The 22,132-nt window shown below is 70.9% G+C and carries 22 protein-coding genes; 8 read left to right on the forward strand and 14 right to left on the reverse strand.

The window, feature by feature from the left end; genetic code table 11:
* The first annotated feature begins 172 nt into the window (after positions 1–172).
* The 8 genes from ACN6LB_RS40830 (at position 173) to ACN6LB_RS40865 (ending at position 7,033) form a co-directional block, all read left to right on the forward strand.
* Positions 173–946 (forward strand): maleylpyruvate isomerase family mycothiol-dependent enzyme, encoded by a 774-nt coding sequence (locus tag ACN6LB_RS40830; RefSeq protein ID WP_445030297.1) that lies wholly within the window; start codon positions 173–175, stop codon positions 944–946.
* A 369-nt stretch (positions 947–1,315) separates the two neighbouring features.
* Positions 1,316–2,380, forward strand: coding sequence for an aromatic ring-hydroxylating dioxygenase subunit alpha (locus ACN6LB_RS40835; protein ID WP_445030298.1), 1,065 nt, complete (start codon positions 1,316–1,318; stop codon positions 2,378–2,380).
* Positions 2,377–2,559, forward strand: coding sequence for a hypothetical protein (locus ACN6LB_RS40840; protein WP_356132705.1), 183 nt, complete (start codon positions 2,377–2,379; stop codon positions 2,557–2,559). Before ACN6LB_RS40835 ends, ACN6LB_RS40840 begins: the two co-directional genes overlap by 4 nt.
* Entirely contained in the window at positions 2,556–3,491 is a 936-nt protein-coding gene (locus tag ACN6LB_RS40845; protein ID WP_445030299.1) for a PDR/VanB family oxidoreductase, read from the forward strand. The genes ACN6LB_RS40840 and ACN6LB_RS40845 overlap by 4 nt, the downstream gene beginning before the upstream one ends.
* 188 nt (positions 3,492–3,679) lie before the next feature.
* Positions 3,680–4,651, forward strand: a complete 972-nt coding sequence (locus tag ACN6LB_RS40850; RefSeq protein ID WP_445030300.1) for an ABC transporter substrate-binding protein — start codon at positions 3,680–3,682, stop codon at positions 4,649–4,651.
* On the forward strand, positions 4,648–5,421 hold the full coding sequence (locus ACN6LB_RS40855) for an ABC transporter permease (RefSeq protein WP_445030301.1): 774 nt from the start codon (positions 4,648–4,650) through the stop codon (positions 5,419–5,421). The genes ACN6LB_RS40850 and ACN6LB_RS40855 overlap by 4 nt, the downstream gene beginning before the upstream one ends.
* Positions 5,418–6,197: an ABC transporter permease gene (locus tag ACN6LB_RS40860; RefSeq protein ID WP_445030302.1), complete on the forward strand. Its 780-nt coding sequence runs from the start codon at positions 5,418–5,420 to the stop codon at positions 6,195–6,197. Before ACN6LB_RS40855 ends, ACN6LB_RS40860 begins: the two co-directional genes overlap by 4 nt.
* 20 nt (positions 6,198–6,217) lie before the next feature.
* On the forward strand, positions 6,218–7,033 hold the full coding sequence (locus ACN6LB_RS40865) for an ABC transporter ATP-binding protein (protein ID WP_445030322.1): 816 nt from the start codon (positions 6,218–6,220) through the stop codon (positions 7,031–7,033).
* Here the strand turns inward: ACN6LB_RS40865 and ACN6LB_RS40870 are convergent.
* The 14 genes from ACN6LB_RS40870 to ACN6LB_RS40935 form a co-directional block, all read right to left on the reverse strand.
* On the reverse strand, positions 7,005–9,158 hold the full coding sequence (locus ACN6LB_RS40870; RefSeq protein ID WP_445030303.1) for a discoidin domain-containing protein: 2,154 nt from the start codon (positions 9,156–9,158) through the stop codon (positions 7,005–7,007). The two genes, ACN6LB_RS40865 and ACN6LB_RS40870, sit on opposite strands and share 29 nt — an antisense overlap.
* 83 nt (positions 9,159–9,241) lie before the next feature.
* Positions 9,242–10,831, reverse strand: a complete 1,590-nt coding sequence (locus ACN6LB_RS40875) for a glycoside hydrolase family 13 protein (protein WP_445030304.1) — start codon at positions 10,829–10,831, stop codon at positions 9,242–9,244.
* A gap of 31 nt (positions 10,832–10,862) precedes the next feature.
* Positions 10,863–11,738: a carbohydrate ABC transporter permease gene (locus ACN6LB_RS40880; protein WP_445030305.1), complete on the reverse strand. Its 876-nt coding sequence runs from the start codon at positions 11,736–11,738 to the stop codon at positions 10,863–10,865.
* Positions 11,735–12,697 (reverse strand): carbohydrate ABC transporter permease, encoded by a 963-nt coding sequence (locus ACN6LB_RS40885; RefSeq protein WP_445030306.1) that lies wholly within the window; start codon positions 12,695–12,697, stop codon positions 11,735–11,737. Before ACN6LB_RS40885 ends, ACN6LB_RS40880 begins: the two co-directional genes overlap by 4 nt.
* Before the next feature lie 7 nt (positions 12,698–12,704).
* Positions 12,705–14,045 carry an ABC transporter substrate-binding protein gene (locus tag ACN6LB_RS40890; RefSeq protein ID WP_445030307.1) on the reverse strand — a complete coding sequence of 447 codons (1,341 nt, stop codon included), beginning with the start codon at positions 14,043–14,045 and terminating at the stop codon, positions 12,705–12,707.
* Between the two features lie 188 nt (positions 14,046–14,233).
* Positions 14,234–15,232, reverse strand: coding sequence for a LacI family DNA-binding transcriptional regulator (locus ACN6LB_RS40895; protein ID WP_356132727.1), 999 nt, complete (start codon positions 15,230–15,232; stop codon positions 14,234–14,236).
* Positions 15,233–15,308: 76 nt separating this feature from the next.
* Positions 15,309–15,986 carry a GntR family transcriptional regulator gene (locus tag ACN6LB_RS40900; protein ID WP_445030308.1) on the reverse strand — a complete coding sequence of 226 codons (678 nt, stop codon included), beginning with the start codon at positions 15,984–15,986 and terminating at the stop codon, positions 15,309–15,311.
* Between the two features lie 20 nt (positions 15,987–16,006).
* Positions 16,007–17,008, reverse strand: a complete 1,002-nt coding sequence (locus ACN6LB_RS40905; RefSeq protein ID WP_445030309.1) for a proline racemase family protein — start codon at positions 17,006–17,008, stop codon at positions 16,007–16,009.
* A 27-nt stretch (positions 17,009–17,035) separates the two neighbouring features.
* The gene (locus ACN6LB_RS40910) at positions 17,036–17,926 is read right to left on the reverse strand and encodes a dihydrodipicolinate synthase family protein (protein ID WP_445030310.1); all 891 of its coding nucleotides are present in this window, start codon (positions 17,924–17,926) and stop codon (positions 17,036–17,038) included.
* The gene (locus ACN6LB_RS40915) at positions 17,923–19,341 is read right to left on the reverse strand and encodes an FAD/NAD(P)-dependent oxidoreductase (RefSeq protein WP_445030311.1); all 1,419 of its coding nucleotides are present in this window, start codon (positions 19,339–19,341) and stop codon (positions 17,923–17,925) included. Before ACN6LB_RS40915 ends, ACN6LB_RS40910 begins: the two co-directional genes overlap by 4 nt.
* On the reverse strand, positions 19,334–19,633 hold the full coding sequence (locus tag ACN6LB_RS40920; RefSeq protein ID WP_445030312.1) for a (2Fe-2S)-binding protein: 300 nt from the start codon (positions 19,631–19,633) through the stop codon (positions 19,334–19,336). Before ACN6LB_RS40920 ends, ACN6LB_RS40915 begins: the two co-directional genes overlap by 8 nt.
* On the reverse strand, positions 19,630–20,796 hold the full coding sequence (locus tag ACN6LB_RS40925) for an NAD(P)/FAD-dependent oxidoreductase (RefSeq protein ID WP_445030313.1): 1,167 nt from the start codon (positions 20,794–20,796) through the stop codon (positions 19,630–19,632). The genes ACN6LB_RS40920 and ACN6LB_RS40925 overlap by 4 nt, the downstream gene beginning before the upstream one ends.
* A gap of 116 nt (positions 20,797–20,912) precedes the next feature.
* Positions 20,913–21,443, reverse strand: coding sequence for an NADPH-dependent FMN reductase (locus ACN6LB_RS40930; protein WP_445030314.1), 531 nt, complete (start codon positions 21,441–21,443; stop codon positions 20,913–20,915).
* Between the two features lie 24 nt (positions 21,444–21,467).
* Complete coding sequence (locus ACN6LB_RS40935) at positions 21,468–22,124, reverse strand: MmyB family transcriptional regulator (RefSeq protein WP_445030315.1); 657 nt, start codon at positions 22,122–22,124, stop codon at positions 21,468–21,470.
* Positions 22,125–22,132: the final 8 nt, after the last annotated feature.

The raw sequence follows: 22,132 nt of genomic DNA on the forward strand, positions 1-22,132 counted from the left end.
CCATGTGGCGGCGGGGAGCCTGCGCCGGCACGGAACTCCCGCGTGATCGCATCGGCCAAAGCGCCCCTGTCGCCCACTCCGTACCCCCGGTAGGTGATTCTTCAGGTACCGGCGGCAAGCGTGATCGACAGGGCACTGGACACGAAGTCCGAGCCCCGACACGATCGCGTTCATGACACCCGAGGATGCCATCGTCGCCACTGCCGACCGGATCGCGGAGCTGCTGGAGGCAGGGGCCGACCCACGGACGCCGCTGCCGGGCGCGGAGTGGACAGTGGGAGAGGCGGCGGCGCACCTCGCGCTGGCGGGGAAGCTGATGGCGGACCTCGGGGCGGGCGAGGACCGCCCCTACGGCGATGGGACGCCGAGCGGTCTCGCGGCGGCCAACCGTGCGGCTCTGGCCGTCTTTCCGCAGCGGGATCCGGCGGTCCTCGGCGCGGAGATCGCGGATACCGCCCGGGCCTTCGTTGCGGCCGCGGCCGGCCGCAGTCCGCGGGAGGCGGTGCTGACGCCGATGGGGCCGATGGACATGGTCACCCTGAGTTCGTATCTGCTCACGCACCTGCTCGGGCACGGATACGACATCGCGGTCGCCCTGCGCGGGCCCCACATGGTCAACCGGGAAGTGGTCGCGTTCACGCTGCCCTTCATGCGACTGGCCATGCCGCGTGTGGTGAACGCCGACGCGGCCGGCCACCATGCGTGCTATCTGTTGCGGATCGGCCGCGACCGCTTCGCCGTCACCTTCGCGGACGGCGTGCCCACGCTCACCGACGCCCCTCCCCGGCGCCCCGATTGCACGATAGCCATCGACCCCGTCGCCTTCCTCCTCCTCGCCCTGGGCCGCTGGACCGCCCCCACCGCCATGGCCCGCGCCAAGGTCGTCGCCTGGGGCCGCAAACCGTGGCTGGGCCTGCGCTTCCCCATGCTCTTCACAGCGCCATAGACGAGCGAGCAGACTGCCACCGGACGACTTCTTTGATCCGGCCGCGTCAAACCCCGCTCCGACCAGCGCGAGCGGGGTTTGCTTTTCCCGATGCCGGATGACGCACCTGTCAGGAGTACCAACGGCCGGCTCTCCGGGTTCGCGATCGCCGGTTCCTACGCCACCTCTGATCTTCGAGGGCACCAACTCAGCACCCGGCCCTCCCCTCCGGCGAACAGGGACGGACAGAACAGTGCTCTGACCAGCCTCTTTACAGAAGTCCTTCCGCCTGGCAGAAGCCACCTTGCCGAGCCACCGCAACCCTCACGACTCTGATTCCAACCACGGCACGCGGGGCGAAGACGCCCCGCCCACAGGGACGGGAACCCCATGCCTCACATGACCGCCTTCGCCAGGAACCAGTGGTACGTAGCCGCCTACACGCACGAGGTCGGCCGTGAGCTGCTCGGACGGACCGTCCTCGGTGAGCCGCTCGTCTTCTACCGGACCGAGGACGACGGGGCGGTCGTCGCACTGTCGGATCGATGTGTGCACCGGCGCTTCCCGCTGTCGGAGAGCCGGCTCGACGGGGACCGGATCGTGTGCGGCTACCACGGGTTCACGTACGACACGACGGGCACCTGTGTGTACGTGCCCGGTCAGAAGCGCATACCGCGTACCGCGCGCGTCGCCTCGTACCCGGTCGTCGAGCAGGACCTGTTCGTCTGGGTCTGGATCGGCGACCCCGATCTCGCCGACCCGGCGGCGATTCCGCGGGCCCGGCACATGGACTCGCCGGAGTGGACCACGGTGTGCGGCATGGAGCCCATCGACGCCGACTACGGGCTTCTCGTCGACAACCTCCTCGACCTGTCCCACGAGACGTACCTCCACGGCGGGTACATCGGTACGCCCGAGGTCGCCGAGACGCCGATCACCACCGAGGTCGACGAGGGCGCGGGCATCGTGCGGGTCAGCCGGCACATGGACGACGCCGAGTGCCCGCCCTTCTACGCCCGTTCGACCGGTATCGAGGGGCGGATCACGCGCTGGCAGGACATCGAGTACTTCGCGCCCTGTCTGTATCTGCTGCACAGCCGCATCGCGCCGGTCGGTGTGCTGCCCGAGGCGGACGGCAGCGACCCGAACGCCTTCCACACCGAGATCACGTACGCGATCACGCCGTCCGGCGACGGCAAGGTGTACGACTTCTGGGCGGTCTCAAGGGACTTCGCGCGCGACGACGAGGAAGTCACCACGTTCCTGCGGGACTTCAACCACACGGTCGTGATGCAGGACGTCGACGCGCTCAACCTGCTGCAGCGGACGCTGGGTTCGGAGCGGGCCGGGTACCAGGAGCTGAGCATCAACATCGACACGGGCGGTCTCGCCGCCCGCCGTATCCTCGCCCGGCTCGTCGAGGAGGGCGAGAAGCCCGTGGAGAAGGTCCAGTGACCAGGCTGATTCCCCAGACGCCGCGCGAGATCTACCGCGTCGACTGGCTCCCGGGCACCGACGTCCTGCACGGCACGTGCCACTGCGGCGCCGAGCACACCGCCCAGGACCCGATCGAGATGTGGGAGTGGATGCTCGCACACCCCGAGGGCCACGAGCCGCAAGGACCCCGCTCATGATCTCCTACGAAGCCGAACTCGTCGTCGACCGCCGGGAGACGGCGGCCGACGGCGTGCTCGCCCTGACCCTCCGTCATCCGCTGGGCGAGGAGCTCCCGGCCTGGGAGCCGGGCGCCCACATCGACGTCCTGCTCGGGCCGGACCTGGAGCGGCAGTACTCGCTGTGCGGCGACCCGGCCGACCGGTCCGGCTGGCGCGTCGCGGTGCTCAGGGAACCGGAGGGGCGCGGCGGATCGGCGTATGTGCACGGGCAGTTGGGCGAGGGTGACAAGGTCCGCGTCCGTGGTCCGCGCAACCACTTCGCGCTGGAGCCCTCCCCCCGCTACCGCTTCGTCGCGGGCGGCATCGGCATCACCCCCATCCTGCCGATGCTCGCCGCGGCCGAGGCGGCGGGCGCGGAGTGGACGCTGCTGTACGGCGGCCGCAGCCGTCAATCGATCGCCTTCGCCGGGGAGTTGGCCCGTTACGGCGACCGGGTGCGGATCGCGCCCCAGGACGAGACCGGACTGCTCGACCTCGACGCCGAGTTCGCCGGGCTTCCGGCCGACACCCTCGTCTACTGCTGCGGGCCGGGGCCGCTGCTGGACGCCGTGGAGGAACGCTGCCCCGCCGGACAGCTGCGCGTCGAGCGCTTCGCGCCGAAGTCCCAACTGACAGGACCGGACAGCGAGTTCGAGATCGTGCTGTCGCGCTCGGGGCAGACGCTGACCGTGCCGCCGAACGTCTCCGTCCTCGACACGGTGAAGTCCGCCGGCGTCGAGGTGCTGTACTCCTGCACCGAGGGCACCTGTGGCACCTGCGAGACCGACGTCCTCGACGGCACGCCGGAGCACCGGGACTCGGTGCTGAGCGACGAGGAGCGGGAGGCCGGGGAGACGATGATGATCTGTGTGTCCCGGTGTCGCGGGAAGCGGCTGGTGCTGGACCTCTGACCTGGGCCGCCCGGGTCCCTCGGGGACAGGCTGTGCGCATGCTGCGAGAGAGCCACAGAAATTGTCAACAATCCACTGTGACACAGGCATTGACCCCTCATCAGGCGCACTCTACGTTCGCGCTTGAACACATCTGTGTTGTCCGCGCACAGCCTGTCGGAGCACCTCGGGTCCCAACAGGGGGAGAAATGCGTCGTCTGCTCGTCGGCCTGGCGGCCGCCACCGTGCTGGTCGCCGCCACGGCCTGCGGTTCCTCCGACTCCTCAGGGAGCTCGGGGAAGAACGCGTCGTCCGGCGGGACCACGACCCTCAATATGGGGCTCATCCCCATCGTCGATGTCGCACCCCTCTACCTGGGCCGGCAGAAGGGCTTCTACAGCAAACGCGGCCTGAAGCTGTCGATGACGATGGCGCAGGGCGGCGCGGCGATCGTGCCGGGCGTCGTCAGCGGCCAGTTCCAGTTCGGGTTCTCCAACATGACCTCGCTGATGATCGCCCAGAGCAACGGCGTCCCGGTGAAGGCGGTCGCCAACGGAGTGGCCTCAACAGGGGTGGCGGGCAAGGACTTCGGCGCCATGGTCGTGAAGAAGGGCAGCTCGCTCAAGTCGGCGAAGGACCTGGAGGGCAAGAAGGTCGCCGTCAACACCCTGAAGAACATCAACGAGACCGCGGTGCGCGCGTCGATGCGCAAGGCGGGCGCCGACCCCGACAAGGTCACGTTCGTCGAGCTGGCCTTCGACCAGATGCCCGCCGCCCTCGACAAGGGCCGGATCGACGCCGCGATGGTCGTCGAGCCGGCCCTCGCCACCATCAGGAGCCAGGGCGGCACGGAGATCGCGTCCTCGCTGGTCGACATCGCGAAGAACCTCACCGTCGCCATGTACTTCACCTCCACGCAGTACGCGCAGCAGCACCCGGACCTGGTGAAGAAGTTCCAGGAGGCCACCGCGGAGTCCCTCGCCTACGCCGACGCCCACCCGGGCGAGGTCCGCGCGATCGTCACCACGTACACGAAGATCCCCGCGGCCGTGCTGGCGAGGGTGACCCTGCCGAAATGGCCGGCCGAGCCGGACCGCGCCTCGATCGAGTCGCTGGAGAAACTGGGCGAGCAGGACGGGCTGTTCAAGAAGACACCCGACCTGGACAAGCTGCTGCCGTGAGGGGTGAGAGCGCCGCACTGGGCACGGCCGGACTCGCGGTCTTCCTCGCCCTGGGCGAGGCGGTGCCGCGGCTCGGTCTCGTCGACGACGACTACTTCCCGCCGACCAGCCGCATCGCCGGCGCACTCGCCGACGAGTTCGGCGACCGCACGTTCTGGAGCGCGCTCGGCGACACCCTCGCCGGCTGGGGGCTCGGCCTCGCGATCGCGGTCGGTGCGGGCATCGTCGTGGGCGTGCTCGTCTCGGTGGTCCCCCATCTGCGCGAGGCGACCGCGTCCACCATCGAGTTCCTGCGCCCGATCCCGTCGGTGGCGCTGATCCCGCTCGCGGTCCTGCTCTACGGCAGCGAACTGCGCTCGGTCCTCCTGCTCGTCGTGTACGCCTCCTTCTGGCAGGTCCTCATCCAGGTCCTGTACGGCGTCCAGGACGTCGACCCGGTCGCGGACGAGACGGCCCGCTCGTACGGCCTCGGCACCTGGGCGCGGATCCGTCATGTGCTGTGGCCGACGGCTCTGCCGTACGTCATGACGGGGGTGCGGCTGGCCGCCTCGGTCGCGCTCATCCTCGCCGTGACCGCCGAACTCGTCATCGGCGCACCGGGGTTGGGTGCGCGCCTCGCGGTCGCGGAGGCCTCACAGGCAGTGCCGGACATGTACGCGCTGGTGGTCGTCACCGGCGTGCTCGGACTGCTGATCAACGTGGGCGCCCGCACGGTGGAGCGGCGGGCGCTGGCCTGGCACCAGTCGGTGCGCGGGGAGGTGGCGGTGTGAAGCGCGTGCTCGCGCGCGTCCTCTTCGTCGTCGCGCTGCCGGCGCTGCTCGTCGCGGGCTGGTGGCTGGCGTCCGACGGCAGCACGAACGTGTACTGGCCGCCGCTGCGCACGATCCTCACCACGTTCCCGGACGTCTGGACGGGTGAGCGGGTGAGCCACGACCTGTTGCCCAGCATGGAACGCCTGCTCGGCGGGTACGCCGTCGCGGCCGTCGCCGGGGTGGCGCTGGGTACCGTGATCGGCTCCTACCGCCGGGTACGGGCGGTGTGCGAGCCGGTCCTGGAGTTCCTGCGGGCCATCCCGCCGCCCGCGCTCGTCCCGGTCATCATGCTGTTCGCGGGCATCGGCGACACGATGAAGGTCCTCGTGATCGCGAGCGGCTGCGTCTGGCCGATCCTGCTCAACACGGTGGAGGGCGTACGCGCGGTCGACGCCGTGATGTCCGAGACGGCGCGCTCGTACGGCATCACCGGCGTCGCACGGCTGCGGCACGTGGTGCTGCGCGCGGCGAGCCCGCAGATCTTCGCCGGCCTGCGGCAGGCCCTGTCGCTCGGCATCATCCTGATGGTCATCAGCGAGATGTTCGCGGCCAGCGACGGGCTCGGCTTCACGATCGTCCAGTTCCAGCGCGGCTTCGCGATCCCCGACATGTGGACCGGAATCCTCGTGCTCGGCCTGCTCGGGTTTCTCCTCTCGGTCGTCTTCCGCCTGGTCGAGCGGCGCGTGCTCGGCTGGTACCACGGCCTGCGCGCGGCGTCCCGGCGGTCCCCGTGAAGCTCTCGAAAGGGCAGCCGATGCACCCGCTCCTCTCCGTGGCCGGCCTGCGCAAGGTCTACGAGGGCTCCGGACGCCGTGTGGAGGCGCTGCGGGACCTCACCTTCACCGTGGAGACGGGCGAACTGGTCTGTCTCGTGGGCCCGTCGGGCTGCGGCAAGACGACCCTGCTGAAGTGCGTGGGCGGCCTGCTGGCACCGACCGCGGGTGATGTCGTCCTGGAGGGCCGGCCGGTGAGCGGGCCGCCGCCCGGGATGGCGTTCGTGTTCCAGGAGTACGGGCGCAGCCTGTTCCCCTGGATGCGGGTCGGCGCCAACGTCGAACTCCCGCTGCGACAGAAGCAGTTCAGCAAGGCGCGGCGCCGCGAGCTGGTCGCGGACGCGCTGCACTCGGTCGGCCTGGCCGATGCAGCCGGGGCCTACCCGTGGCAGCTGTCGGGCGGTATGCAGCAGCGGGTGGCCATCGCCCGCGCCCTGGCGTACGAACCCCGTGTGCTGCTGATGGACGAGCCCTTCGCCGCCGTGGACGCGCAGACACGCGCCGACCTGGAGGATCTGGTGCGCGGCCTGTGGCGGGAGCGTGGCATCACGATCCTCTTCGTGACCCACGACATCGACGAGGCCGTCTACCTCGGCGAGCGGGTGATCGTCCTGTCCGCCTCCCCCACCGTCGTGCAGGAGCAGCTCAAGGTCGATCTCCCGGACGAGCGCGACCAGTTGCACACCCGGGTCGCCCCGCGCTTCGCCGAACTGCGGACCCATGTGTACGAGCAGATCCAGGCGGCGAAGCGCGGGACACCCCCGGACCTCAGGACAGATACGCCTCCACCTCGCTGAACTGGGCAGCGGGCCAGCCGGTGTTGGCGGTGACGTTCAGCCTCAGGTAGCGCAGGTTCGTGCTGCCGGGGAGGGTCACGGTCACGGTGTTGCCGGTGGCCGGGTCGAAGCGGTATTCGTGCGAGGCGACGACCGTCGTGTATGCCGAGCCGTCCGTGCTGCCCTGCACGGACAGCGTCTGCGTGCGTGTCTGCCAGGCCGCAGCGGGCGGCAGCTTCAGAACAAGACGGCGGGCGGGCTGAGTTGAGCCGAGGTCGACGGTCCAGGCCTGCGGGAAGGCGTTGTTCGTCGACTCCCAGTACGTGTTGGCGTCACCGTCGACCGCCTTGCCGGGTGTGTAGACGTCCTGCGAGCCGGTGGCCGTGGCCGGGCGGCCCTTGGCGAGGTTGCGGGCCGGGTCGGGGTCGGGGTTTCCGGCACCGGGCCGGGGCCAGGTGGAGCAGTCGGACCAGGTGCTGTTCCAGCCGGAGTTGCCGCCGCCGTCGGCGAGAGTGAAGGTGCCGGAGCCGGTCGGGTAGGGGCAGTTGTAGATGCCGGCCGAGCCCACCGCCGTGGCCCGGACGTTGCTGAACCTGGCGGCGCCCTGCGACTCCGCCTGTACGACGACTGTGCCGGTGTTCTGGACGGTCGCACCGTCGACCGTGATGTTCCTGGTCGCATAGCCGTGGCCGCCGCCGGACACGAACTCGAAGGCGCTGTAGGGGCTGTCGGTGATCGTGGTGCCGGTGATGGCGACGTTCGCCTCGATGGCGCTGTCGTACGAGTCGACGCGCAGCGCGCCCATCGGGTGGTTCCAGTTGGGGTTCATCGCGCCGGTGCGGACAAGGGTGTTGCCGGAGACGGTGATGGTGCCCGCGAGCGGGGAGAAGGGATCCAGGAACTTCTGGTTGGAGATGGCGATACCGCTGCCGAGGGCGTTGGTGTCGGAGACCAGGTTGTTCTTGACCGCGAGATCGGTGCCGCCGTAGATCGCGATGCCGTTGGCGAGGTTGGGCTGCGTGATGGTGTTGTTCTCGAAGCTGCTGTTCGTGTCGGGCGAGTAGAGCGACCACATGGCGAGGGCGTCGTCGCCGTTGTTGCGCAGGAAGTTGCCGCGGACGCGGACGCCTCGTGCGTTGCCGTTGAGGTTGAGGCCGTCGGCAGTGGTGTCGAGGATGCGGTTGTTCTCCACGACGAGGTTGTCGTTGTTGCCCGTCAGCCAGAGGCCGACCTTGAGGTGCTGAAGCCACATTCCGGAGACCGAACTGCCCGGCCCCAGCGATCCGTTGACGAAGTTGTCCGGATTGGAGTCGACGCGTTCGGTGACCTCGCCGAGCACGGCGAAGTCCTTGAGGTGGACGCCTCCGGCCGAGTTGCTCTGGTCGATGAAGCGCGAGGTGTGCACGACGGAGTGCCAGTTGCCCGCGCCTTGGAGGGTGACGTTCGCGACGCCGCTGAGCGAGGAGGTGAGGCGGTAGTCGCCCGGCGGGATCCACACCACTCCCCCTTGGGCGGCGGCGATGGCGTCCCGGAAGGCCTGCGTGGAGTCGCCCTGGCCGCTGGGGTCGGCACCCTTGTCGGTGACGGAGACCGCACCCGCGGGTTTGCCGGCCGCCGCCGCGACCTGCTCGAAGTCGGCGACGTCCACGCTCACCTGGGTGCCCGTCGCCTCGAAGGCCACCTTGTCGCCGGCGTGTACGTCCCGGCCGAGCAGCAGCCGGGCGTTGTCGAAGAAGTGGTGGGTCCTGGCGCCCGGGATCCAACTGGTGTCGACGTAGGAGTACTTGGCGGTGACGGCGAGGGTCCTGGCGAGCCTGGTGCCGTTGACGTTCACGTCGAGCGTGCCGGACTGGCCGTCGGGGACGCTGTAGGCGACGTTCACCGCGTTGGCCGCGCCTGGCACGGTGAACTCGACGCGCTGCCCGCTGTCCAGTCGTACGGCCTGGCGTCCGGAGGCCTCCGAGGCGAGGGTGCCCTGGGTGTAATCGGGGCCGATCTTCGTGCCCGTGGTCGTGGCGGCTTCGGCCTCGACCGAGGTGAAGGGGAGATCGGCGCCGGCGGCGGCCACCGCGGAGTGCGCCGGGCCGGCGCCGAGCATGCCGGCGGCGAGGACGACGGCCACGGCGGCGGCTGCCGATGTTGGCATGAGCCTGACAGTTCTTGAGGTGTGCATGTGCTGATCCCTTCATGGTGGGGGTGCGGGGATAGCGAGGTGCGACAGGGGCGGCTTCAGACGCGAATCCAGGCCGCCGTGTCCTGCGGGAGCCGTCCGTCGGCCGTCAAGGGGCCGCTGGAGAGCAGGAGTCGGCAGTGCGCGGGGAGATCGGCCGGGGTGTCCGCGAGGTTCACGACGCACACCGGGCCTGCCGCGCGGGCGAACGCGAGGACGCCCTCGGGGGCGGGCAGCCAGGTGAGGGGGCCCTCGCCGAAGACGGGCCGGATGCGCAGCGCCTCCCGGTAGAGGGAGAGCATCGAGCCGGGGTCCGCGGCCTGGCGGTCGGCGGCGTACGAGGCCCAGCCCTCCGGCTGCGGGAGCCAGGGTTCCTCCCGCGAGCCGAAACCGGCGTAGGGGGCGTCGGCGGCCCACGGCAGCGGGACCCGGCAGCCGTCCCGGCCCGGATCGGTGCCGCCCGACCGGAAGTGCATCGGGTCCTGGATGCGGTCGAGGGGTATCTCCGCCTCGGGCAGGCCGAGTTCCTCGCCCTGGTAGAGGTAGACGGCGCCGGGCAGGGCGAGCGACAGCAGGGCGACTGCGCGGGCACGTCGGGTGCCGAGGGCGAGGTCGGTCGGTGTGCCGAAGGTCTTCGCGGCGAAGTCGAAGCCGGTGTCCGCGCGGCCGTAGCGGGTGACGGTGCGCGTCACGTCGTGGTTGCACAGCACCCAGGTGGCGGGCGCGCCGACCGGGGCGTGTTCGGCGAGGGTGTCGTCGATCGACGTCCGCAGCCTTCCCGCGTCCCAAGGGCACGACAGGAAGGAGAAGTTGAAGGCGGTGTGCAGTTCGTCGGGGCGCAGGTAGCGGGCGAAGCGTTCGGTGTCGGGGAGCCAGACCTCGCCGACGAAGATACCGTCGTAGGTGTCGGCGATCGCCCGCCAGGAGCGGTACACGGCATGGAGTTCGTCGCGGTCGACGTAGGGGTGCGGGTCGCGGCCCTCGACGAAGTCGGGCAGGTCCGGGTCCTTGACGAGCAGGGCGGCCGAGTCGATGCGGACGCCGGCCACGCCCCGCTCGAACCAGAAGCGCAGCACGTCCTCGTGTTCCTGGCGGACGGCGGGGTGCGCCCAGTTGAGGTCGGGCTGCTCGGGCGCGAAGAGGTGGAGGTACCAGGCGCCGTCGGGCACACGGGTCCAGGCGGGGCCGCCGAACTGTGACTCCCAGTCATTGGGCGGGAGTTCGGCGCTCGGGCCGCGTCCGGGGCGGAAGTGGAACAGCTCGCGCTCGGGGCCGCCGGCGAGGGCGGCGCGGAACCAGGGGTGCTGGTCGGAGACATGGTTCGGCACGATGTCGACGATGGTGCGGATGCCCGACTCCCGTGCCTCGGCGATGAGCTTCTCCGCCTCGGCGAGGGTGCCGAAGGCCGGGTCGACGGCGCGGTAGTCGGCGACGTCGTAGCCGCCGTCCTTCATCGGTGACAGGTACCAGGGGTTGAACCACAGGGCGTCCACGCCGAGTTCGGCGAGGTAGGGGAGCTTGGCGCGGACGCCCGCGAGGTCGCCGGTGCCGTCGCCGTCGCCGTCCGCGAAGCTGCGGACGTACACCTGGTGGATGACGGCGGAGCGCCACCAGTCGGCCTGGCTGCGGGCAGGGGTGGGCTGTCCCACGATGCGTGCCTTTCGGTAGGTGGAGGCGGCGTCAGCCCTTGGTGCTGCCCGCGCTGATCCCGGCGATGATGTGGCGCTGGAACACCAGGAACATGGCGACCATGGGGATGCTGGCGATGACCATGGCGGCGATGAGGACGGTCAGCGGGATGTTCTGCGACAGCTGGACGAGTGCCACGCTGATGGGCTGTTTGTCGGTGTCGGAGAAGACCATCAGCGGCCAGAGGAAGTCCTGCCAGACGGCGACGAGCGCGAAGATCGACACGACGCCGAGGACCGGCCGGGACATGGGCAGCACGATCGACCACAGGGTGCGCAGGGGTCCGGCGCCGTCGATCTCGGCGGCCTCCAGGACGTCGCGCGGGATCTGGTCGAAGAAGCGCTTGAGCAGGTAGAGGTTGAAGGCGTTGGCGACGGCGGGCAGCCAGATGCCGAGCGGGTCGTTGAGCAGGCTGGTGTGCAGCAGCGGTAGGTCGGCGACGGTCAGGTACTTCGGGACGACCAGCGCCTGGGCCGGGACCATCAGGGTCGCGAGGATGCCGCCGAGAATCAGCCTGCCGAACGCGGGCTTCAGCTTGGACAGGGCGTACGCGGCGGCCGTGCAGAACACCAGTTGCAGCAGCCAGGCACCGGTGGCCTGTACCACCGTGTTCCACAGATGGGTGGGGAGCTGCATCAGGTCCCAGGCGTCCGTGTAGCCGGACAGATGCCACCGCTCCGGCACCAGGGAGGGCGGTGTGCGCACGACCTCGTCCGGCGACTTCATGGCGCCGGTCACCATCCAGTAGACGGGGAAGAGGAAGGCGAGCGCGAAGAGCAGGACGACGCCGGTGAACACGGTCCAGTAGAGGACCTTGCCCCGTGGGCGGGCGAGGGCGAGCGGCGAGAGAAGTGTGCGGGTGCTCACGAGTCCTCCCCCACGGAGCGGGTCAGCCGGAGATAGAGGGCGGAGAAGGCGCCGAGCAGGAGGAGAAGCATCACGCTCAGTGCGCAGGCCCCGCCGAAGTCGTTGTAGAGGAAGGCGTATTTGTAGATCAGGTAGAGGACGGTGACGGTGGCGTTCTCGGGGCCGCCGCCGGTGATGACGAAGGGTTCGGTGAAGACCTGCATGGTGGCGATGATCTGAAGGAGCATCAGCATGAGGATGACGAACCGGGTCTGAGGGATCGTCACATGGCGGATGCGCTGGAGGAGGCTCGCGCCGTCGAGTTCGGCCGCCTCGTACAGCTCGCCGGGGATGCTCTGCAGCGCGGCCAGGTAGATGAGGACGGTGCCGCCGAGGTTGGCCCAGGTGGCGACGATGACGAGCGAGACGAGGGCGGTGTCGGCGCCGTTGGACCAGTTCGAGGTGGGCAGGTGCAGGAAGCGCAGCGCTTCGTTGGCGAGGCCGGCCCCCGGGTCGTAGAACCACTTCCACAACAGGGCGCTGACCACCGGCGGGATCATCACCGGCAGGTACACCACGACTCTGAAGAAGGCCTTGGCGTGCCGGAGTTCGTTGAGGACGAGCGCCATCACGAAGGGGACGGCGAAGCCGATCAGCAGGGCCAGCACCGTGAAGGTGAGGGTGTTGCGCCATGCGGCGGTGAACTCCGGGTCGTGCAGGACGCGGGTGAAGTTGGCGGTGCCGACCCACTCGGGCGCCGATCCGGGCGTGTACTTCTGGAACGCGATCACGACCGCACGGATCGCCGGATACCAGGAGAACAGCGCGAAGCACAGGAGGCCGCCGAGCAGGAAGGCGTATGCGCGGGACTGGTCGGCGAGTCGGCGGCGCAGCGGGCGGGTGCGAGGGCCCGGCCCTGGGGCCGCCACCCGGGGCACGGCTGTGCGGGGTGGCGCCGCGGGCGGCGATGCGGTCTTCATCGTGGGGTCAGCCCCGGGCCAGGATCGAGTCGATCTTGCCGGAGGCGTCCTTGAGGAGCTGGTCGATGTCGGCGTCCTTCTTGGTGAGGACGGCGGAGACGGCGCTGTCGAGGACCGAGTAGATCTGCTGGGCGTGCGGCGGTTCGATCTTCATGTCCAGGTTCTGGTTGCCGTCGAGGAAGGCCTGGTAGTTCTTCACGGGCACGTTGGCGTTGGCCTTCTTGACCTGCTGGTCCTTGGCGTCGGCGGCGCCGGTGAACAGGCGCGGCTCGGGCAGGCCCACCGGGGCGTCGGCCTTCTTCGCGCGGGCGTAGTCGCCGAGGAAGCCCTTGCCGGGTGTGAGGAACATGTGGTCGAGCCACTTCAGGCCGGCCTTGATCTGCTCCGGGCTGTCCTTCTTGTTGAACATGTAGCCGTCGCCGCCGATGAGCGTGCCCTGGCCGCCCGGCATGGGCGCGAGGGCGAGGTCCTGGTAGTTGCCGCCCTTCTCCTTGACGAGGATCGGGATGTTGTCGGGGGCGGAGAGGTACATGCCGAGCCTGCCGGAGCCCATCAGCTGCTGGACGTCGTTGATGACCAACAGCTGTTTGCTGCCCATGGAGTTGTCGCTCCAGCGCATGTCCTTGAGGTTCTGCAGCACCGCCTTGCCTTGGGGGGTGTCGACGGTGGCGTTCTTGCCGTCGGTGCTGACGACGTCGCCGCCCTGTGCGTAGAGCTCGGCGGCGAAGTGCCAACCGCCCTGGTTCTGGGCGCTGTAGTCGGCGTAGCCGATCGTGCCGCCGCCCAGTGCGGCGATCCTCTTGGCGTCGGCGCGCAGCTCATCCCAGGTGGCCGGGGGCTTGTCGGGGTCCAGGCCCGCCTTCGCGAAGAGCTTCCTGTTGTAGATCAGGCCCATCGAGTAGCCGGTGCGCGGGATGCCGTAGATCCTGCCGTCGACGGTGTAGATGTCGCGCAGTTGCTGCTGGAGGGTGCCGTAGCTCTTGAGGTCCTTGACGTAGCGGGTGATGTCGGCGGCCTGGTGGATGTCGGCGACGTGCCCCGCGTCGGTGAAGTACGTGTAGAAGACGTCCTCCATCTGGCCGCCTGCGAGCTTGGCGTCGAAGGTCTTGGGGTCCTGGCAGGGGAACGCGTCGTGCGCGACGACGTCGATGTCCGGGTTCTGCTTCTCGAAGGCGGCGACGTCCGCCTCGAAGAACTTCCGGTCTACCTTCGCGCTCTTGGGCGGCATGCAGTTGACGGTGATACGGGTCTTCCCGTCGGCCGTGTCGTCGCTCGACCCGCAGGCGGTGAGGGTCAGCGAACAGGCCATGAGCGTCAGGAAGGTGCGGCGGAACCCGGTGCTTCTCATCGGTGGACCCCTCTGGGCAGGAGCGTGGAAGGCCCACGGCAGCACGCGGGGGTGCGCGCCGCCGGGCCGAGGCCTGTCGGCCTGGCTGGCGCCGCACACTCAAGCACCGCCGACATCCGTCCGCAAGATGTCGCGCATAGTCTGTAATTATTTGACAGCCAGCTGGATCCTTGCGATTGCCCCGGATCTCAGCGGCGGGGCGCTTGCGCGGTGGACCCCCGCACGACCAGCTCCGGCTCGAAGAGCAGTTCGTCGGCGGGTACGGAGCTGCCGCCGATCTGGGCGTTCAGCAGCTCCACCGCCGCCCGGCCCATGGCCTCGATGGGCTGGCGGACGGTGGTGAGCGGCGGCTCGGTGCAGTTCATGAACGCGGAGTCGTCGTAGCCGACCACGGACACCTCGGTGGGGACGCCAAGTCCCTTGCGGCGGGCGGCCCTTACCGCGCCCAGGGCGAGCGGGTCGCTGGCGCAGATGATGCCGCTCACCCCGCGGTCGATGAGCCGGGCGGCCGCCGCGTGGCCGCCCTCGATCGAGAACATGGCCCGGGCGACGTGCTCGTCCGGCAGCTCCACGCCCAGCGCCCGGGCCGCCGCCAGCTTCCGCGCCGACGGCACGTGGTCGCCGGGCCCGAGGACCAGCCCGATGCGCTCGTGTCCGAGGGAGGCCAGGTGGCGCCAGGCCTGCTCGACGGCGACCGCGTCGTCGCAGGAGACCCGGGGGAAACCGAGGTCCTCGATTGCGGCGTTGACCAGCACGACCGGGATGTTGCGGTCGGCGAGCCGGCGGTAGTGGTCGTGCGGCGCGTCGGCCTGCGCGTACAGCCCGCCCGCGAACACCACGCCGGAGACCTGCTGCTGGAGCAGCAGCGCCACGTAGTCGGCCTCCGAGACACCGCCCTTGGTCTGCGTGCACAGCACCGGCGTGAGGCCGAGCTGGGCGAGCGCCCCGCCGATGACCTCCGCGAAGGCCGGGAAGATCGGGTTCTGCAGTTCCGGAAGGACGAGCCCGACCAGCCGCGCCCGCTCCCCGCGAAGTTGCGTCGGCCGCTCGTAGCCGAGGACGTCGAGCGCGGAGAGCACCGCCTCGCGGGTGGAGTCGGAGACACCGGGCTTGCCGTTGAGCACCCGGCTGACCGTGGCCTCACTGACCCCGACCTTCTTCGCCACCTGCGCAAGTCGTCGCGTCATGTACGCAAGAATAGCGCAAGGAATGCAAGCCGTTTGCGTAATGGAGACTTCTCCGCAGCAGCCCTCCCACCGCCTACTACGGCTTGGCCCACAGCCCCCGGACATGCCCCAGATGGCGGGTCATCACCTCCCGTACGGCGTCCTCGTCGCGCGCAAGCAGCGCGTCGAGGAGCTCCAGGTGCTCCTGGGCCGACGCCTCCAGACGCCCCTGCGCCACGAGCGCGGTCAGCCCGTACAGCCGTGAGCGGCGCCGCAAGTCCCGTACGACGTCCACCAGATGGGCGTTGCCCGCAAGCGCCAGCAGCCCGAGATGGAAGCGCAGGTCGGCCTCGACGTACGCGATGAGGTCGCCGGCCGCGGCGGAGGTGACGATCTCCTCGGCGACCGGGCGCAGCGCCTCCAGCGCGTCCGGGTCGGCGGTTGCCGCGAGGCCCACCGTGGTGGGGATCTCGATCAGCGACCTGACGTGCGTGTACTCGTCGAGCTGCTGCTCGGAGACCGCGGTCACGCGAAAGCCCTTGTTGGGGACGGTGTCGACCAGGCCCTCCTTGGCGAGGTCGAGCATGGCCTCCCGCACGGGGGTCGCCGACACACCGAAGCGCGCCGCCAGGCCGGGCGCCGAGTGGATCTCGCCCGGCCGCAGCTCCCCTGCGATCAGCGCGGCGCGCAGCGCGTCGGCGACCCGCTCGCGGTAGCTGGGCTTCTTGCCGCCCAGCGAGGGAAGGGCGGGCGCGGAGGTCGGTCGGGCGGTCATGGAGGGGTCCTTGAGGTCGTTCAGAGCAGGAAGCCGGCGGGGAACGGGTCGGTGGGGTCGAGGAGATACTGTGCCGTGCCCGTCACCCAGGCGCGACCCGTGATCTCGGGCAGTACCGCCGCAGCGCCGCCCACTTCGGCGGTCCCGACGAGCCGCCCGGTGAACTCCGTACCGATGAAGGACTCGTTCACGAAGTCCTGTCCGAGCGGGAGTTCCCCGCGCGCGTGCAGCTGGGCCATGCGGGCACTGGTGCCAGTGCCGCACGGGGACCGGTCGAACCAGCCCGGGTGGATGGCCATGGCATGCCGTGAGCGGTGGGCGTCGGAGCCGGGGGCGGCGAGGTAGACATGGTGAACGCCGTGGATGGAGGGGTCCTCGGGATGCACGGGCCCGCCCTCGGCGTTGATCGCGGCCATGAGGGAGAGCCCCGCGGCGAGGATGTCGTCCTTGCGCTCGCGGGCGAAGGGGATGCCGAACTGGTCGAGCGGCAGGATCGCGTAGAAGTTCCCGCCGTACGCCAGGTCGTAGGTCACCGTCCGGCCGTCCGGCAGCGTGCTCTTGCGGTCGAGCCCGACCGCGAACGACGGGACGTTGCGCAGGGTCACCGCCCTGGCCGCGCCGCCCTCGACAGCGACTTCCGCGACGACCAGGCCCGCCGGGGTGTCGAGCCGGATGGTCGTGACCGGCTCGACGACCTCGACCATGCCCGTCTCGACGAGGACGGTCGCGACACCGATCGTGCCGTGCCCGCACATCGGCAGACACCCGGAGACCTCGATGAAGAGCACTCCGTAGTCCGCGTCGGGCCGGGTGGGCGGCTGGAGGATCGCGCCGCTCATGGAGGCGTGGCCGCGCGGCTCGTACATCAGCAGCGTGCGCAGCTCGTCCATGTGCTCCAGGAAGTGGGTGCGGCGCTGCGCCATGGTGGCGCCGGGGATCACCCCGACGCCGCCGGTGATCACCCGGGTGGGCATGCCCTCGGTGTGCGAGTCGACGGCGTGCAGGACGAGTTTGCTGCGCATGACCAACTCCCTTGTCTGGTACGGCTCTTAGGCAAGTCCGGCGGCGACGGCCTTCTCGGTGGCGGCGCGGACGGTGGCCTCCTGCTCGGGCAGGAGCGGGACGCGCGGCGGGCGCACCGGACCGCCGTAGCGGCCCACGACGTCCATGGACAGCTTGATGGCCTGCACGAACTCGACCTGGGAGTCCCAGCGCAGCAGTGGGTGCAGCTGCCGGTAGAGGGCGCCCGCCGTGGCGAGGTCACCGTCGACGGCCGCGTGGTACAGCTCGACGCTCGCGGCGGGCAGGGCGTTGGGGTAGCCCGCCACCCATCCCTTGGCGCCCGCGACGGCGAGTTCCAGCAGGACGTCGTCGGCGCCGATCAACAGGTCGAGTTCCGGGGCGAGTTCGGCGATCCGGTAGGCGCGGCGGACGTCCCCGGAGAACTCCTTGACCGCGTGGATGTACCCCTCGCCGTGCAGCTTGGCGAGCAGCTCGGGCACCAGGTCGACCTTGGTGTCGATGGGGTTGTTGTACGCGACGATCGGCACGCCCGCCTCGGCGACCTCCGCGTAGTGGGCGAGGACGGAGCGCTCGTCGGCGCGGTAGGCGTTGGGCGGCAGCAGCATCACCGCATGGCAGCCGGCGTCGCGCGCCTGCTCGGCCCAGCGGCGGGCCTCCGCGGACCCGTAGGCGGCGACGCCGGGCATCACGCGGGAGCCGCCGATCGCGGCGACGGCCGTCTCGACGACCTTGGCTCGCTCCTCGGGGGTGAGCACCTGGTACTCGCCGAGCGAGCCGTTGGGCACGACGCCGTCGCAGCCCTGCTCGACGAGCCACGTGCAGTGCTCGGCGAACCTGTCGTAGTCGACGTGGAGTTCGGCGGTCAGGGGCAGGGCGGTGGCGACGAGGACGCCGCGCCAGGGGCGGTGGTCGGTCACGAGGGCTCCTTCTCGATGGGGTGGGTGTGGTCCTGGGCGAGCACGCCGAGCGGTACGGGACGGGCGAACGGCCGCCTTGAGGGGGTGAGTTCGCATCCGGCGAGTCCGGCGACCGCGGGCCCGCACACCCGGCCCTGGCACCAGCCCATCCCGGCGCGGGTCAGCAGCTTCACGGTGCGTACGTCTCCTGCACCCAGCCCGTCGACGGCCTCGCGGATCGCGCCGCCGGTGACCTCCTCGCAGCGGCACACGACGGTGTCGTCGGTGATCTGCTCGGTCCAGTGCGCGGGCGGCGCATAGACGGCGTCGAGGGCTGCCGCGAACTCCCGCATTTTCGTACGGGACTCGGCTGCCGCGGCCCAGCCGCGCGGGTCGGGGGTGCGTCCCGCGAGCCGGGCCGCGGCCGATCGTCCCGCGATGTGTCCCTCGGCGAGCGAGAGGGCCGCGCCGCCGATGCCGGTGGCCTCGCCGGCGGCCCACACGCCCGGGACGTCGGTGCGCTGCTCCTCGTCGGCGGACACCCGCACCCCGTCGAGACGGCAGCCGAGTGCCTCGGCGAGGTCGGTGTGCGGCAGCAGGCCATGGCCGACGGCGAGGGTGTCGCAAGCAATGCGCCGGGCGGTGCCGGGCCGCACCCGGCCGTCGGCGTCGAGGGCGGCGACGGTCACGGACTCGACCCGCTCACCTCGTTCGTCGCCGTGCGCCTCGACGACGGTGTGGCGTGGCAGGAACCGCACCCGGTGGCGCAGGAGCCGGGCCGCGTACCCGGCCGCCTCGGGAAGCTTGGCGGCCAGCGCGCGGGTGTGCGGCACGAAGGCCTTCGGGTCGGCCGACTCGACGAGAGCCTCGACCCGGACGCCCGCCGCCGCGAGCCCGGTCGCCACCGGCAGCAGCAGGGGCCCTGTCCCGGCCACGACAGCACTGCGGCCGGCCACCACGAGGCCGCCCTTGAGCATGGCCTGCGCTCCCCCGGCGCTCACCACGCCGGGCAGGGTCCATCCGGGAAACGGCAGCACCTTCTCGTAGCCGCCGGTGGCCAGGAGGACGGCGTCGGCGTGGACGGTGACCGGGTCCTCCTGGAGGCGTCCGCGGAGGGCGTGCACGGCGAAGCCTCCAAAGACGCGCGGCGCCTCGGACTTCCGTTCCACACACCAGACGTGATGGCTCGTCAGATGCAGGATGCCGGTCTGTGCGGCGAGTTGGTCGCGCAGCCGCTGCCAGGTCCGCCACTGGTGGTGCAGTGCCTGCGGGCGGCGCGCCCCGAGTGCGGCCGCCGGTTGCCGGTAGAACTGGCCGCCCGCGTCCGGGGCCGCGTCGATCAGCGTGACGCGGATACCCCGGGCGGCCGCCGCGAGGGCCCCGGCGAGTCCTGCCGGGCCCGCGCCGATCACCGCGAGGTGCGGTTGTTCAGTCATCGTGGCCCGTCCCTTCCTGGGTACGGATCGCGTCTCCTGGGCGCAGCACGACGAGACAAGCCCGTTGACCGGGGCGGTCGTTGACGGTCACCAGGCAGTCGAAGCAGACGCCGATACCGCAGAAGATCCCGCGCGCTCGGCCCTCGTCGCGCGTCGTGCGCCAGGACGTGATCCCGGCCGCCCACAGCGCGGCGGCGACCGTCTGTCCGGGCAGCGCCTGGATCTGCCGCCCGTCCAGGGTGACGGTGAACTCGGGGCCCGGCCGGGCCCGGGCGAGGTCCAGCGGGTTCACGACGCGTCCTCCTCGGCGGTGAAGCGGTCGGGCCGGAACGGCGCGAGGTCCAGCTCCGGGGTCTTTCCGGCGAGAACCTGGGCGATCAGGTGCCCGGTGCCGGTGGACAGCCCGATGCCCGCGCCCTCGTGCCCGCAGGCATGGAAGAGGCCCGGCACGCGTGGGTCCGGCCCGACGGCGGGCAGATGGTCGGGCAGGTACGGGCGGAAGCCGAGGTACGAGCGCATCGCGCGCACGTCCGTCAGGAACGGGAACAGCCGGGTCGCACCCGCCGCCAGGGCCCGCAGGGCGGGCAGCGAGAGCGAGCGGTCGAAGCCGACCCGTTCACGGCTGGCGCCGATCAGGACCGGCCCCGCAGCCGTGCCCTCGACGACCGGCGAGGTCTGCAGGGCGGCCGAGTCACTGGCCACATCTGCGACGTAGTCGGCGGCGTACACCTTGTGCCGGATCCGGCGGGGCAGCGGCTCGGTGACGAGGACGAAGCCCCGCCGGGGCAGAACGGGCAGCCGGACACCCGCGAGCGCGGCCACCTCACCGCCCCAGGTGCCCGCCGCGTTCACGACCGCCGCGGCGTGGATCTCACCCCGGTCGGTGCGCACCCCGCGGACCGCGCCGTCCGCCGTGCGCAGCAGCACCTCGGTGACGGTGCGGCCGGTGAGCAGCCGCGCCCCCGACGCGCGTACGAGATGGGCAGCGGCCAGGGCGGGCATCACCTGGGCGTCCTGCGGGTAGTGCACGGCGCCGGCGAGCCCGGGCGCCAAGTACGGTTCCACGTCGTGGAGTTGGGCCCCCGCGACAGGCAGGGCCACCACCCCTGCGGCGCGCTGCCCGGCCGCGAAGGCCTCCAGGGCGGTCAGCCCCTCCGGCGTCGAGGCCACGACCACGCCGCCTTTGGACTCGTATTCGATCGCCTGGCCCAGCAGAGTCTGTTCGGCGAGGTCGGCCCACAACCGCTGTGACAGCAGGGCGAGTTCGAGTTCCGGGCCCGGCGCCTTGTCCGAGACGAGCAGGTTTCCCTCGCCGGCGCCGGTGGTCCCGCCGGACACCGGGCCGCGGTCCACCACGGCGACGGCAAGGCCTGCCCGGGCGGCGTAGAAGGCGCAGGCCGCGCCCACCATACCGGCCCCGACAACGACAACATCGCAGGTCAGAGGCGAAGTCACATCAGTACTATGTCACACACCACAGACGCGGCCAAGAGGGCCGCAACCTCTGTTCCCGCGGCGGCGACCTGAAACTCGTCAGTCGGGCCGTCGGCCGGCCCCCGGCGCCGTAGGGCTCACCCCGCCAGCACGCCGAGCAGTTCGCGCAGCTGCTCGCGTGCCTCCGGGTCGGTGATGACGCCGTCCGCGCCGGTCATCCGCCGGTCCACCGGGATCCGCCGGCACGCCTTGTCCACGATCGCGGCGCCGGTGTAGCCGAGCACGGTGCGCAAGGTGGCCTCAGCGCCCTCACCACGGCCGGGGGCCGCCGCGTTCACCCAGGCGGTCGGCTTGTCGCAGATCTCGGCGCCGCCGACCGTCCAGTCCAGCAGGTTCTTGAAGGAGCCGGGCAGGGTGCCCGCGTACTCCGGAGTACAGACGAGGAGCGCGCTCGCCCCGGCGATCGCCGCCCGCAGCTCGGCCACCGCGGCCGGCAGCGGCTCGGTGTCGTCGTCGGGGTTGAAGTGCGGCAGCGCCGCCAGGCCGTCGTAGCGGACGGTGCGCACCGACGCGGGCGCCACCTCCTGCGCCGTACGCAGCACGGACTCGTTGGAGGAGCCGGCCCGCAGGCTTCCGGACAGCAGCAGGATCACGGGGAGATCGGACATGCGCCCAACCTACCCAGGGCGGGCTCAGACGACCCTGAGGTGGGTGCCTCCGGATCGCACCGCGCGGGCCCTGCGCGGGGTGGCGGTGGCCCGGCGCGCCTCGCGCAGCACCAACGTCATCCGCGAATAGCCCATGTCCCGAAGGGATTTCGGGGTCTCGTCCACGATCCGGCAGTCCGTACGGCCCCACCGCGGATCGGGGTGCAGCAGCGGGCGTACGGCGCCGTCGTGCTCGACGGCCTCCGGGCCGACCGCGCGGATCCAGTGCGGCAGTCCGTGCCGGTAGGCGGCGTCCATGATCGGGTCCTGGGCGATGTCCCGGAGGACCGACTGCAGACCGTGGTCCTGGCCGTGCCGCTCCACCGCGGCGGCGAAGTGGGCCAGCATCGGCAGACACCAGCTCGACTCGTGCTCGCCGAGGACCGTGCCGGCGTCGGGGTGGAACAGGACGAACCGGAGGAAGTTGTCGCTCGGCATGGCCGTGGGATGGGGGCCGACCCCGCGGAAAAGTGTCTCGAACGCGGTGTTGGAGAGCACCACGTCCCAGCGGTGGTCGAAGACGACGGAGGGAAAGGGGACGGACTCAAGGAGTGCCGCGTAGTCCTGCAGATACGCCTGGGCCTCGAGACTTGCGGGGGCGGGTCGCGGCTCGGACCGCTGCCCACCTGCCTGATACGCCATCGGGAGGT

It is taken from the genome of Streptomyces sp. SAS_270 (assembly GCF_052543295.1).

Excerpts from the sequence above, each read along its gene's own strand:
- ACN6LB_RS40830 (WP_445030297.1), top strand. The coding sequence starts at position 173 with ATGACACCCGAGGATGCCATCGTCGCCACTGCCGACCGGATCGCGGAG.
- ACN6LB_RS40835 (WP_445030298.1), top strand. The coding sequence starts at position 1,316 with ATGCCTCACATGACCGCCTTCGCCAGGAACCAGTGGTACGTAGCCGCC.
- ACN6LB_RS40845 (WP_445030299.1), top strand. The coding sequence starts at position 2,556 with ATGATCTCCTACGAAGCCGAACTCGTCGTCGACCGCCGGGAGACGGCG.
- ACN6LB_RS40850 (WP_445030300.1), top strand. The coding sequence starts at position 3,680 with ATGCGTCGTCTGCTCGTCGGCCTGGCGGCCGCCACCGTGCTGGTCGCC.
- ACN6LB_RS40865 (WP_445030322.1), top strand. The coding sequence starts at position 6,218 with ATGCACCCGCTCCTCTCCGTGGCCGGCCTGCGCAAGGTCTACGAGGGC.
- ACN6LB_RS40870 (WP_445030303.1), bottom strand. The coding sequence starts at position 9,158 with ATGCCAACATCGGCAGCCGCCGCCGTGGCCGTCGTCCTCGCCGCCGGC.
- ACN6LB_RS40885 (WP_445030306.1), bottom strand. The coding sequence starts at position 12,697 with ATGAAGACCGCATCGCCGCCCGCGGCGCCACCCCGCACAGCCGTGCCC.
- ACN6LB_RS40890 (WP_445030307.1), bottom strand. The coding sequence starts at position 14,045 with ATGAGAAGCACCGGGTTCCGCCGCACCTTCCTGACGCTCATGGCCTGT.
- ACN6LB_RS40895 (WP_356132727.1), bottom strand. The coding sequence starts at position 15,232 with ATGACGCGACGACTTGCGCAGGTGGCGAAGAAGGTCGGGGTCAGTGAG.
- ACN6LB_RS40900 (WP_445030308.1), bottom strand. The coding sequence starts at position 15,986 with ATGACCGCCCGACCGACCTCCGCGCCCGCCCTTCCCTCGCTGGGCGGC.
- ACN6LB_RS40905 (WP_445030309.1), bottom strand. The coding sequence starts at position 17,008 with ATGCGCAGCAAACTCGTCCTGCACGCCGTCGACTCGCACACCGAGGGC.
- ACN6LB_RS40915 (WP_445030311.1), bottom strand. The coding sequence starts at position 19,341 with ATGACTGAACAACCGCACCTCGCGGTGATCGGCGCGGGCCCGGCAGGA.
- ACN6LB_RS40930 (WP_445030314.1), bottom strand. The coding sequence starts at position 21,443 with ATGTCCGATCTCCCCGTGATCCTGCTGCTGTCCGGAAGCCTGCGGGCC.
- ACN6LB_RS40935 (WP_445030315.1), bottom strand. The coding sequence starts at position 22,124 with ATGGCGTATCAGGCAGGTGGGCAGCGGTCCGAGCCGCGACCCGCCCCC.